Annotated in this window: 11 protein-coding genes and 1 tRNA gene; 6 read left to right on the forward strand and 6 right to left on the reverse strand. The window is 66.7% G+C overall.

Annotated elements, in window-relative coordinates; genetic code table 11:
- Positions 1-11: 11 nt before the first annotated feature.
- Together LK533_RS08520 and yaaA are read right to left on the reverse strand one after the other, a co-directional pair.
- Positions 12-710, reverse strand: coding sequence for an SDR family NAD(P)-dependent oxidoreductase (locus LK533_RS08520; protein WP_229362363.1), 699 nt, complete (start codon positions 708-710; stop codon positions 12-14).
- Entirely contained in the window at positions 707-1468 is a 762-nt protein-coding gene (gene yaaA, locus LK533_RS08525) for a peroxide stress protein YaaA (protein WP_229362364.1), read from the reverse strand. The genes LK533_RS08520 and yaaA overlap by 4 nt, the downstream gene beginning before the upstream one ends.
- Before the next feature lie 195 nt (positions 1469-1663).
- Between yaaA and LK533_RS08530 the strand changes: the two genes are divergently transcribed.
- A complete protein-coding gene (locus tag LK533_RS08530; protein WP_229362365.1) occupies positions 1664-2923 on the forward strand; it encodes a hypothetical protein in 1260 nt (419 codons plus the stop codon).
- 82 nt (positions 2924-3005) lie between these two features.
- On the opposite strand, the gene LK533_RS08535 is transcribed toward LK533_RS08530, so the two are convergent.
- A complete protein-coding gene (locus tag LK533_RS08535; protein ID WP_229362366.1) occupies positions 3006-3473 on the reverse strand; it encodes an Lrp/AsnC family transcriptional regulator in 468 nt (155 codons plus the stop codon).
- Between the two features lie 141 nt (positions 3474-3614).
- Between LK533_RS08535 and LK533_RS08540 the strand changes: the two genes are divergently transcribed.
- The 3 genes from LK533_RS08540 to LK533_RS08550 all read left to right on the forward strand — a co-directional run bounded on the left by LK533_RS08540 (position 3615) and on the right by LK533_RS08550 (position 6485).
- Entirely contained in the window at positions 3615-5354 is a 1740-nt protein-coding gene (locus LK533_RS08540; protein ID WP_229362367.1) for a histidine kinase dimerization/phospho-acceptor domain-containing protein, read from the forward strand.
- An 8-nt stretch (positions 5355-5362) separates the two neighbouring features.
- The gene (locus LK533_RS08545; protein WP_229362368.1) at positions 5363-6361 is read left to right on the forward strand and encodes a polysaccharide deacetylase family protein; all 999 of its coding nucleotides are present in this window, start codon (positions 5363-5365) and stop codon (positions 6359-6361) included.
- Between the two features lie 48 nt (positions 6362-6409).
- Positions 6410-6485, forward strand: a tRNA-Ile gene (locus LK533_RS08550).
- Between the two features lie 31 nt (positions 6486-6516).
- Here the strand turns inward: LK533_RS08550 and LK533_RS08555 are convergent.
- Entirely contained in the window at positions 6517-7626 is a 1110-nt protein-coding gene (locus tag LK533_RS08555; protein ID WP_324255272.1) for an SPL family radical SAM protein, read from the reverse strand.
- 100 nt (positions 7627-7726) lie between these two features.
- On the opposite strand from LK533_RS08555, the gene LK533_RS08560 reads away from it, so the two are divergent.
- Positions 7727-8116, forward strand: coding sequence for a hypothetical protein (locus LK533_RS08560; protein ID WP_229362370.1), 390 nt, complete (start codon positions 7727-7729; stop codon positions 8114-8116).
- Positions 8117-8612: 496 nt separating this feature from the next.
- On the opposite strand, the gene LK533_RS08565 is transcribed toward LK533_RS08560, so the two are convergent.
- Positions 8613-9752, reverse strand: coding sequence for an epoxide hydrolase family protein (locus LK533_RS08565; protein ID WP_229362371.1), 1140 nt, complete (start codon positions 9750-9752; stop codon positions 8613-8615).
- A 160-nt stretch (positions 9753-9912) separates the two neighbouring features.
- Between LK533_RS08565 and LK533_RS08570 the strand changes: the two genes are divergently transcribed.
- Positions 9913-10815 carry a LysR family transcriptional regulator gene (locus tag LK533_RS08570; RefSeq protein ID WP_229362372.1) on the forward strand — a complete coding sequence of 301 codons (903 nt, stop codon included), beginning with the start codon at positions 9913-9915 and terminating at the stop codon, positions 10813-10815.
- Between the two features lie 152 nt (positions 10816-10967).
- Here the strand turns inward: LK533_RS08570 and LK533_RS08575 are convergent, their stop codons facing one another.
- The gene (locus LK533_RS08575; RefSeq protein ID WP_229362373.1) at positions 10968-11864 is read right to left on the reverse strand and encodes a LysR family transcriptional regulator; all 897 of its coding nucleotides are present in this window, start codon (positions 11862-11864) and stop codon (positions 10968-10970) included.
- Positions 11865-11873: the final 9 nt, after the last annotated feature.

Raw genomic sequence — 11873 nt, forward strand, 5'->3', positions numbered from 1 at the left:
GAGGGCGCGGATCAGAACGGGATCTCGGTCCCGTCCCAGGCGAAGAGCTTGCCGCTGTCCTTGGGCTTCAGCTCCTCGATCACGTCGAGCAACTGCAACGCGGCGCGATCCGGAGCGAACAGGCTTCCGGCCGCGACACTGCCCTGGAAGGGTTTCGACAATGCGCTGTCGACGGTTCCGGGATGCAGCCCGATGACGATTGCACGCGGGCTCTGCCGTTTCGCCTCGATCGCCGCGTTCCGGACGAGCATGTTCAGCGCAGCCTTGGATGCGCGATAGCCGTGCCATCCACCCAGGCTATTATCGCCGATCGAGCCCACGCGCGCAGAAAGCGTCGCCACCACGGGCTCGCCGCTCTTCGGGAGCAGCGGCAGGAAGTGCTTGAGCACCAGCGCGGGGCCGATGGCGTTGACGGCATAGCTGCGCGCCATCCATTCGGCATCAACGTCCTTGAAGCCCCGCTCGGGCATGCGCTCGCCCTCGTGCAGCAGCCCTGTCGCGATCAGGACCAGCGTAGGGGCGGGGCCGGCCGAGGCCCGCGCCGCAGCCGCCGCGATGCTGGCTTCGTCCAGCAGGTCGAGCCGGTCCGAGCCACTGCGCGAACGCCCGAAGCCCCAGACCTTCTCGTGCGCACCTTCCTCGAGCAGGGCACTTTCCAGCGCCCCGCCGATCGCGCCCGAAGCGCCGATCACCACTGCTGCCCCGCTCATGCGCGGGTGAACCGCCAGCGGGTGTCGCTGCTCTGGTCCGCGTCGAAGCGATACCCGTCGCTGTCGAAGCCGCGCATTGCATCCACCTCCGTTACCCGGTGCTCGCACATCCAGCGCGCCATGATGCCGCGCGCGCGCTTGGCGTGGAAGCTCACGAAGCGCGGGCCGTCGGGGCCGGGCTCGCGGAAATCCACCTCGATCACGCGGATCGTCTCCGGCAGCTTGCCCGCAACCGCCTTCCAATATTCCTGGCTGGCGAGGTTCAGGATCACGCCCGACTCTTCGCTCGCGACGTCCTCGGCCAGCAGCACCGCGATCTGGTCTTTCCACCAGTCGTACAGCGTCCGGGCCGTGCCGGGCGCCCAGCGCGTGCCCATCTCCAGCCGGTACGGCCGGATCGCGTCCAGCGGGCGCAACAGGCCGTACAGGCCCGACAGGATCCGCAGGTGATCCTGCGCGAAATCGATTGCTGGGGCATCCAGCGTCGCCACTTCGAACCCGGTGTAGACGTCGCCGGCAAACGCGTGGATCGCGGGCCGCTGCGGTGCCCCTGCGAAATCACGGAAGCGGGCAGCGTTCAATTCCGCGAGCTTGGGTGAGATGTGCATCAGGCTCGCCAGCTTTTCGGCGCCGAGCTTCGCTGCGCCCTTCGCAAGCGTGTCCGCCCGGCTCGAAAGGCGCGGAACGCTTGGCGAACTGCTGGGGGGTAGGGGAGTCTCGTAGTCGAGGGACTTCGCGGGGGAAATGACGGCGATCATCGCGCCGTTGCCTAGCCGTGAAGACCGGGGCGGTCAAAATATCGCGCGTGCGAACGCCCTTTGAGGGATCGAGCGCGTTCAATCCGCGTTCACGCGGGCAATGGCACCTGTCACGTGACCGGCGCGACTTGTCTGCCCCCTGCGCGCCACTTACAGATGGTCCGACGTGTGCGCACAGCATCAGGAGATTTCCGAATGGGTTTCGTATCGAAGTCGGCGCTTGCCGCGGTTCTTGCTCTTGGAGCGGCAGCACTGACGGCGGCCCCTGCCGAGGCTCAGAAGAAGAAAAAGGAAGAGGCGCCCAAGGTCCAGATCAACGAGGCGTTCCGCACCGCCGCCGTGGCCGGTGAGACTGCCGCCAAGGCCGGTGACATCGCAACCGCCAAGGCCCGCCTGGCCGAGGCCGATGCGGCCGCCACCAGCGACGTCGAGAAGTTCTACGCCGCCAACCTGCGTCTGCAGGTCGCCCAGGCGAGCAAGGACAATGCGCTGCTCGCAACCGCGCTCGACCAGATGATCGCCAACCCCAACACGCCTGCCGAGCAGCAGGGCACGCTGAACTACAACCGCGGCATCCTGGCGCTGAACGCCAAGGACAAGGCTGCGGCTCGCCAGTACTTCACGCGCGCCAAGCAGCTGGGCTACAACGACCCGGAATATGACCTGCGCATGGCGAGCCTGGAGCTCGACGGCGGCAATGTCGATCAGGGCGTGGCTGCACTCGACAAGGCAGTGCAGGCGAAGGTTGCGGCGGGCCAGCCGGTCCCGAACGACTGGTATAACCTGGCGATCTCGAAGCTTTACAACGCAAACAAGCCGGCCGAGACCGCGGCCTGGATGCGCCGCCAGCTCAAGGATTATCCGACCGCGACCAACTGGCGCAAGGCGCTGGTCCTGTTCCGCGACCGTGCGGACCAGGGTCGCGCCCTGGGCGGCTCCGCCCGCCTCGACACCTTCCGCCTGATGCGGGAGACGGGCGCGCTCACCGACCAGGCCGAGTTCGGCGAATATGCGCAGCTCGCCCAGGACCTGGGCCTGCCGTACGAGACGGTGGCGGTGATCGACCAGGGTCGCGCTGCGGGCAAGATCCCCGCATCGGCTACCCAGTACAATGCGCTCAAGACCGAGGCGCAGGCGGGCATCCGTGCCGAAGGCTCGCTGTCGTCGCTCGACGCCAAGTCGCGTTCGGCCGCGAACGGCAAGCTCGCCGCAGGTACCGCCAACGCCTATCTCGCCAACGGCGATGCGACCAAGGCAGCGGAGTTCTTCCAGCTGGCGCTGCAGAAGGGCGGCGTGGACCAGGACGAGGTCAACACCCGCCTGGGCATCGCGCTCGCCAAGAGCGGCCGTGCGGCAGAAGCCAAGGCGGCGTTCGCGAAGGTCACGACCGCACCGCGCAACGAGCTGGCGTCCTTCTGGTCGCTGTGGCTGGATACGCCCAAGACCGCGGGCTGAACGAACACGGGCGGCAGGTTACCCTGCCGCCCGCATCGATCGGAACAGGAAGAAGGGCCGTGCGACTTCGTGTCGTGCGGCCCTATTCCGTTGGTACCGGGATGCCCGGCAACTGCTTGGAAGTGCGGATCGTCAACGAGGTTTTCACGCTGCTGACATTGTGCGCGGTCGTCAGCCGCGTGGTAAGAATGTCCTGGAACGCCTTGAGGTCGGTCGCGACGATCTTGAGGATGAAGTCGATCTCGCCGTTCAGCATGTGGCACTCCCGCACCTCGGGAATGTCGGCGACATGCGCCTCGAACGCTGCGAGGTCGCTTTCCGCCTGGCTGCGCAGACTCACCAGCGCGAACACGGTGATGGTATAGCCCAGCTGCGCTGGATTAAGCGCCGCGTGATAGCCGCCGATCGTGCCCGATTCCTCCAGTGCGCGGACACGCCGCAGGCACGGCGGGGCGGTCAGCCCCACGCGCTCCGCCAGTTCGACGTTGGTCATCCGACCGTCCTCCTGAAGCAAGGACAGAATTTGACGGTCGATACGGTCGAGAACCATGAAGGGTCAGCTCCGGAACACTGATAGAAGGAAACAGGATTGGGTCGCCTCCTATAAGATAATTACACGTGAACGCAATTGTCCCACTATGCGACGTCCCGAAAATGTCGGTATTCGAATGTCGCAGGTGGGCCTAAGAGGATGCGTGAGGCGCAGGTGGCGCCGGAGATCAGGTGGCGCGTGCGGTTCGACGATACTCTTCAGACGGTGCTCACCACGGACCTCAGCCATGCGCAGGCGCGTCAGTCCGCATGGCGGCAACTCATCGACCTGATCGGCCGCCGGCGCGCTTCCGCCGATCCGCGCGCGCTCGCGCTTCTGGCGGACATCCGCGATGCGGTGCCGCAGCCGATCCGGGCCGCCAGTGCCCGCGCGCTGGTCTTCGCCAACCCGCCGGCAGAGCTGGTGCGGTTGCTGGCGCAGGACACGCTTGCGGTTGCGGCACCGGTACTTGCCAGCGCACGGCTCGACGCCGGCGAGTGGACCGCGCTGTTGCCCGAGCTCACCCCCTCGACCCGGTCGGTGTTGCGCAACCGACGCGACCTTCCCGCCGAGGTGGAGCGGGCGCTGGCCAGCTTCGGACCCGCTGACATGGTGCTGACGGACCAGAGCTCAGCCGGGATCACCGTCCTTGAAGAGCCAGAAGATGCGGTCGTGCAAGCGCCCGAGCCGCCACTGAGCCTCACCCCGGCGGAGTCGGCCTCCGTCCCGGCGGTCCGCACGGAGGAACCGCCCGCCCCGCAGCCGGAGCCCGCTGCCATCCCGCAGGGCCCGTTTCGCATCGTCGACGTCGTCGCCCGCATCAATGCCTTCCAGCGCCAGGCCGAGAACCGGCCCCGCAAGCCCGCATTCGTGCCCGGCGTCGTCACGAATTTCCGCTTCGAAACGGATAGCCATGGCGTCCTGTGCCGGGTCGAGGGTGTAGAGCGCGGCCCGCTGATCGGGCTTCCGCTGTCCCGGACCGGTGCATTGGGTCTGGCGGAACTCGACAGTGTCGCGTCCGGCGCATTCCGGCGTCGCGCTGCTTTTTCCAATGCGCGGCTGCGCGTGGGCGGCAGCAGCGACGCAAACGGCGACTGGCGCATCTCGGGCGTACCTGTGTTCGACCCCGGCTCGGGGCGTTTCACCGGCTACCGCGGCTCGGCACGTCGGCCGCGTCCGGATGAGCACGCCGAGCCGGTCCAAGTCGCGCGCAACTCGACCGCCGATACCCTGCGCCAGCTGGTTCACGAGCTGCGCACGCCGGCAGGCGCAATCTCGAGCTTCGCCGAAATGATCGAGGCGGAAATGCTCGGCCCGGTGCCGCCGGTCTATCGCGCGCAGGCAGGCGTCATCCGCCAGGAGGCCCGCGATCTGCTGGGCGTGATCGACGACCTCGACCTTGCCGCACGGATCGAGGAAGATGCGCTGGACTTGCGTCCGGACGCCGTGGCGCTTGCGCCGCTCCTGGCGGAGATCGCCGGCGATCTGGCTGCGCTCGCAGAATTGCGAGGCGCGGCGCTGGTGATCGAGCAGGCGGCGTCCATCGTCCGCGGGGACCGCCGTGCCGTCGAGCGCCTGCTGGCCCGCCTGCTGACGACCCTCGTGTCGGCGGCAACGCGCGGCGAAACGATTCAGGTCGAGCCGCTGGACGCGGGGGCCGAGGCGGCACGGCTGTCCTTCAGCTTGCCAGCGGCATTCGACGCCTATCCGGGCGACGCCCTGTTCGCGATCGACGACGAAGGCGAGGAGGCCGCACTTCTGGGCACCGGTTTCGCGATGCGGCTGGTGCGCAACCTTGCGCGGGAGCTTGGCGGCGCGCTCCTGTTCGAGCGCAATCGCGTCATTCTGCAGCTGCCCGTGCCGGAAGCCGTCCCGCTGGGGCAGGCCCACGGCGGCTGAGCGGGGCGGTGCCGTCGGCCTTTCGCCCGCCGGCGCCCGCTGCCCAGGCGCTGGTCCGCTGGCCGGAGGCGTTCGGCACGCGCTTCGCCCTGTTTGTCGACACCGAAGAGGAGTTCGACTGGACGGCGCCCTTCCGGCGGGACGGGCACGGTACGACCGCAGTGGCTGCATTGCCGCAGGCGCACCGCCGGTTCGCCGAGCGCGAGATCGGCGTCTTCTATCTGGTCGACTATCCCGTCGCAGCGAACCCGGCCGCAGCTGCGGTGTTGCGGGAAGTGCTGGCCGACGGTCGATCGGAGATTGGGGCGCAGCTGCATCCCTGGGTCACACCGCCGTTCGACGAGCAATTGAGCACATTCAACAGCTTCGCGGGCAATCTTCCCGAACCGCTTGAAGGCGCGAAGCTCGATCAGTTAGGTCAGGCAATCAAGGATGCCGTGGGGCAAGCGCCACGCATCTACCGGGCCGGCCGCTACGGTCTCGGGCCGCACAGCCTGAAGCTGCTTTACGCGCGCGGGTATCGGATCGACGCGTCGATGCGGCCGGCCTTCAGCTATGCGGGAGAGGGCGGGCCGGACTATCGCGCCATCGGCAATCACGCCTTCCGCACGGGCCCCGACGACGCGCTCCTCGAACTGCCGTTTACCACCGTGTTCACCGGCTGGGCGAGGGCGGCGGGTTCCCGCCTTCACGCCCCGCTGCAACGGCTGCCGAAAGCAGCGGGCGCTGCTTCCCGGCTGGGCCTGCTCAACCGCGTTGCTCTTACTCCGGAAGGGGTTCCGGTGGACGAGGTGCGGGAGGCCATCCGGACGGCCGTGGGCGAGGGCATCCGGCTGCTCAACTTCTCCTTCCACTCGCCCTCGCTCATGCCCGGGCACACGCCCTATGTGCGCGATGCCGGGGATCTTCGGCGCTTCTGGACGTGGTGGGAGGGGGTGTTCGACCTGCTCGACCGCCTGGGCGTCCGCCCCGCATCTCTCGACGAGATCCTTGCGGCCGCGTCATAGCCGCCTTGCAGGACGCACCCGGCCTCCGCTATCGGAGACCGGCTGGTGGGGCCTGTAGCTCAATGGTTAGAGCTGGCCGCTCATAACGGCTAGGTTGCGGGTTCGAGTCCTGCCGGGCCCACCAGCTATGTGCTCTTCGCTTCGCGGCCAGAGCCTCAGGTCCAGTACAGGATCCGCGCTGCGGGAAGGGCGTTCGCAAGCCGGGCTTCAAAGAAGCTGCGAAGCGCGCGCATCGTTGCGAGGTCGTAGACCTGCTTTTCGCCGCCGAACTTCGTGCGCTTGGTGACGCGGTTCTGGTCGGTCATGTCCAACTTCGAACCGGGATACCAGCTGTCGAGCACGGCCTTTGAGCCGGCCGTATAGCGGTGGGTGATGAGCTCGACCGTCAGGTCGAGACCAGGCACGTCGCGCAACTGCGCGCCGGCCTCGTCGATCAGCGCGCCATAGGCCTGCTCCCATCCGGGGGCGGCGATGATCGGGGCGATCGTCAGGCCCACGGGATAGCCGGCCATCGCCATACGCCGAAGTGCCGCCAGCCGGAGCGCAACAGGAGCCGTGCCGCCCTCGAACCGCGCAAAAGCCTGCGGGTTCACCGAGGCGCGCATGCGCGTGCGGCCGCGGTGGGCGAGGCCGAGCAGTGGCTCGACATCGGCGAACTTGGTCGTGAACCGCAGTTGCGCATCGGCGTCCCACCGGCCGAACCAGGCGATCGCCGCGGATAGTGAGCCGGTCAGCGGCTCCAGCGCCAACGGATCGGTGTAGCAGGACGCTTCATAGGTGGTGCCTTCCTGCGCCCGCCCGCGGCTGCGCGAGGTGACGGTTCCCTGGCCCAGATAGCGGGTCGCCGCCTCGAAGATCTCCTCGAGATTGGCGTAGGCGCGGGTGATCGGCGGTCCGCTCAGCGAGCCGGCGAGATAGCAATAGCTGCAATGCGCGGGACAGCCCTCGGCCAGGTCGAGTCGCCAGTCGGCGCTGGGCGCGATCGGCTGGAGCCGGCGCTTGGACGGCGGCGCGACGACCACCGCAAGCGTCGCTTTTGCCTCTGCATAAGCCCGGCGCGGATCCTCGGGCAGGCCGAGCGCCAGGCGGTCGCCTGCAAGCTCGACGATCTCGATCCCCATCCCGGCGGCGCGCTCGAGCATGGCTTGCCCGTGCGGCCATGCCCGCGCCGATTTGGTCGCGAGGAGCCGGCGGGGGCGCCAGCTGCGAGGTGCGCGCGGCGGAGCGGGTTGGGGAAGAACCACGCCGTCCCAACGAGTCACCATCGGGGTGGTTCATCCCGTGCGCCGTTCCCAGGCTGCCGCATCCGCCCGGCGGACGGAACGGGTACACCCCCTTGCCCGTTGGCGGAATGAGGAGATTGTCATGACCGACACCGGCCCCTTCGACAAGGATCACCCGCAGGTAGACCCGCAGCGGACCAAGCCGCTCAACGTCTTTGACCGCAGCGACGGCAGCTCCGGCCAGGAATATTCGTCCGACCGTGCGCTGGAGGAATATGGCGACAGTCCGGTGGCCCCCGTCCACAAGAGCGGCTTGCCGGAAGGCGGCAGCGGAAACGCTCCTGGTGCCGACCTTCCGCCGGATAATGGCAGCCGGGCATGGATCGACCAGAAGACCGGCGAGGTACACGGCAGCGGCGCCGGCGCCGGTGGCGGCAATCCCGGCGAGGATTTCGACAACGACCGCAAGGCCGGCTCCGGCTATCCGCTGACCGGCACCGGGCAGGATGGCAGGGGTGAGGAACCCGCCTAGGCGCGCTGCGCGTCCGCTTGCCAGCAGTTGGTCGGGGTGACAGGATTCCTGACCTATTTACCCGATACGCTAAGTCTTTGATCCTGCGTTATCGTACAACCCGTCTGTCTGCGTGTTGCACAGCGAGGGGTACGAGCAGGCGCGCAGCTAAGCAAGTGCTGCTCGACGGCTCGGTGGCAGGTTCGATGACCAGATTTACCGGAATCATGACCCAGTTCCAGTCATTCAGCGAGCTTAGACAGTTCTCAAGATCGGTCGTTCGTTCATCCTGGTTCGATGGCCGGATCAGCCGGTTCTGCCGAGTGGCTGCACGCCACGTCTTGTCAAAAGGCCAGTCTCCAAATGGATGCACGCCGAGGTTGTCGCACTTAAAGTTGGCGTTGCTTTGAGCCACGCTAATCGGATTAGGACAGCACCAATCTTGGACGCAGTTCGCTAGGTGCTAGCCGTCACTGGCCCCGTAATCGGGACGGTCGGTGTGCCACGTGGCACACCTTCAGGAGCGCGCTCCCGGCACCGTCGCGATAAAGGCGCGCAGGTCGGCCAGCATCAATTCCGGCTCTTCCAGCGCGGCGAAATGCCCACCCCGCGGCATATCGGTCCAATGCACGATGTTAAAGGTCTTCTCCGCGAACGAGCGCGGCGGCGGCACGAACACCGGATCGGGGAAGGCCGCGAAACCGGTTGGCACCTGGATGCGGGTGCGGGCCGGAAGCGTCAGCGAATCCTCAAGTCGGGTGCCGTAGTAGATCCAGGTTCCAGTCACGAATGATGTCGGCGCGATGTAGAGCATGATGTTGGTGAGGAGTTCCTCCTCGGAAAACTTGCTCCAGATGTCGGGGTCGCCATCGGCGGTTGTCGGAAGGTCGGCCCACTTGCCGAACTTTTCGAGTATCCAGCCCGCCGCTCCGATCGGGCTGTCGGCCATCCCGACGCCAAGCGTCTGCGGACGGGTTGCCTGCTCGTGAAAATAGGCGCTCTCCCAATCGGCGATCGCGGCCCGCTTGGCGGCGAAAGACTGCTCCTCGTCGGTCGTCGGAGCGGCATCCCTCGCACACACGGTCATCATGTTGATATGGATGCCGAGCAAAGCGTCCGGTCGATCATGCGCTGCCCAAGCCGCGATGCCGTGGCCCCAATCGCCCCCTTGAACGAAATATCGCGCGTCGCCGAACAGTTGGATCATCAGCCCATGTACGAGGGCAGCAGCCCGCCGCATCCCGATCGGGCGCGCGATCGGGTTGGAGAACGCGAAGCCAGGAAGCGAGGGGACGACAACATCGTGCCCGTCCGCTGCGAGCGGCTCCAACAGCCGCTCGAACTCGAGATACGAGCCCGGCCAGCCGTGGAGAAGCAGGACGGGCGGCTTGGAGCCGTCGCCTTTCACATGAACGAAGTGGAGGTGCTCGCCTTCCACGTCGGCCGTGAAGTTGGGGATTGCGTTGAGGCGCCGTTCGACCGCACGCCAGTCGTAGCTGTCCCGCCAATACGCGGCGAGCCGCTTGAGGTCATCAACCCCGACCCCCGCTGACCAGCCCCCCGCATCCGGCAGCTCGCTCCAGTCATAAGCCTCGACCTTGGCTCTGATCGTGGCGAGCCGTTCGTCAGGGATGTTGATCGTGTACGGTGAAATCATGATGTTCTCCGCTTAAGCTGGGATGCGGTTCGATGGAGAGGGCGTCGACCAATCTGCTATTCATATTGTCGATGGATGTTATGAGAGCCGTCTGCTCAGCATCGTGCCCGGCACGTCGCCGAGATTGAAATCGAACCTTCTGCCTGTTGGTATTCAATGAATGGATACCAGAAACCTCGATCTCGGCCTGCTCGTCACGCTCGACGCCCTACTGGCGGAAGGAAACGTTACCCGCGCCGCCCGGCGCTTGAACCTGAGCCAACCCGCCTTGTCGGCCCGGTTGGCGCGGCTTCGCGATGAACTCGGCGATCCCCTCCTCATTCCCGCACGGCGTGGGATGGTCCTGACCCAGCGCGCAGTCGAGCTTCGGCAACCGTTGCATGACGCGCTGGAGGGTCTCCGCAGAGTTGTGGCAGATGGAATGCCGTCCGACCCGGCGACCATGGAGGCCACCCTGGTGATCGCCGCGACCGACTATATGCAGTATGCGCTGCTCACCCGCTTCTCGGCCGCGCTCAGGACCGAGGCACCCAAGGTCCGCATCGCCTGGCGCGCCCTGGACGTGCTGGCGCTCGCCACGCAGTTGGAGCGCGGCGAAATCGACTTGGCCTTGGCATCTCCAGACCATGCACCTGCGGCCATGCGCCAGCGCCAGCTCTTTCGTGAGGAGTATGTGGTGATCGCCCGGCAGGGACACCCGGCCGTGCAAGGCCGTCTCAGCCTGGATGTGTTCTGCGCTTTGGAGCACGTTGTCGTGTCTCCCAAGGGCGGCGGGTTCTCAGGGCCGGCCGATGCAGCACTTGAGGCCGTCGGCCGCCGCCGCACGGTAGCCCTGTCCACGTCGGGCTTTCTGATCGTGCCAGAGGTCGTGTCGCGGTCCGATATGATCGCTTTGATCCCACGGCGGATCGCCGATGGCTGGTCGGATCAGGTGCAGGTGTTGGAACCGCCGCTCACCATTCCTGGCTTTACTATTGCGAGTGTCTGGCACGACCGGACAACAAACCATCCGGCACAACGCTGGCTGCGTGAACGGCTGTCGACGTTGGCCGCCGAAGGGTGAACTGAAGGCTGCACACGACGTTTCCAGAAACCCCATCCCTTGCGAGACAACCCGGCAGGCGACCCGCTTTCTTCAACAGCCGCCGGACGTTTTTTAACAGACGCGGGGGGGGGGGGCGAGAGGTGGCTGACGGTTGTTCAAGGCTCGAACGATCAGGCAAGCCGAGCCCGTAAGTCGTCCAACAGCCAGCTTCCTGCTCGTCCAAGGACACGGTTGCGCATAGAAGCAGCGTAGATCGTCAGCGGTCCGGCGGCCCCGGCTGGGTCGTCATCGATCGCCAAGGCAACCAGGCGACCGTCGGCGAGGTACGGCGCGACAAGATGTTCGGGCATTCGGCACCATCCCAGGCCCGCCAACAGAAAATCGAGGCGCCGTGCCAGGTCCACGAAGCGCCAAGTCCTGGTGCCGATAACGCCATAGTTCGGCCCCTCCGGCGCAGCCGGGTCCGAGAGGACGAGCTGGACATGCTCCTCTAAGTCCGTGGCAGTCACCGGCCGACCCAGCGTGACCAATGGATGGGCTGGCGACGCGACCGGGACAAGGTCAATCCCGAGCAGCGGCAACGCCGCCACATCGTCAGGCACGCTAGGTAGCAGGGTGCAGAGCGCAAGCACCGCATTGCCGCGCCGCAACCGTCGCTCGGCGCCGCCCAACCCTTCGGTGGAGAAGCTGACCGGCAGGAAAGGGAACGCGGCGCGCAATGCGTGCAGGCTGTCGATGAACGCGGCGGTCGGCACCAGCGGATCGATCGCGATGGCCAGTTCGGGCTCGATCCCCTCGCGCGTGCCCGCAGCCACTGCCTCGAACCGGGCGGCGCTGGCGAGGACGGTACGCGCTTGTCCCACCAGCACCCGGCCCACGTCTGTCAGCACCGGCCGAAATCCCGATCGGTCGAACAACGTCACACCCTGAACATCCTCCAGGGTCGCGACTGCCTGGCTAATCGCGGACTGCGCCCGACCAAGCCTGCGTCCCGCAGCCGAGAAGCTGCCGGTGTCGGCAATCGTGGTGAGAACACGGAGCTGGTCCAAGGTAAGGCTGCCGATCATCCATCATCC

It is taken from the genome of Sphingomonas sp. PL-96 (assembly GCF_020707215.1).
Lineage (GTDB): Bacteria > Pseudomonadota > Alphaproteobacteria > Sphingomonadales > Sphingomonadaceae > Sphingomonas.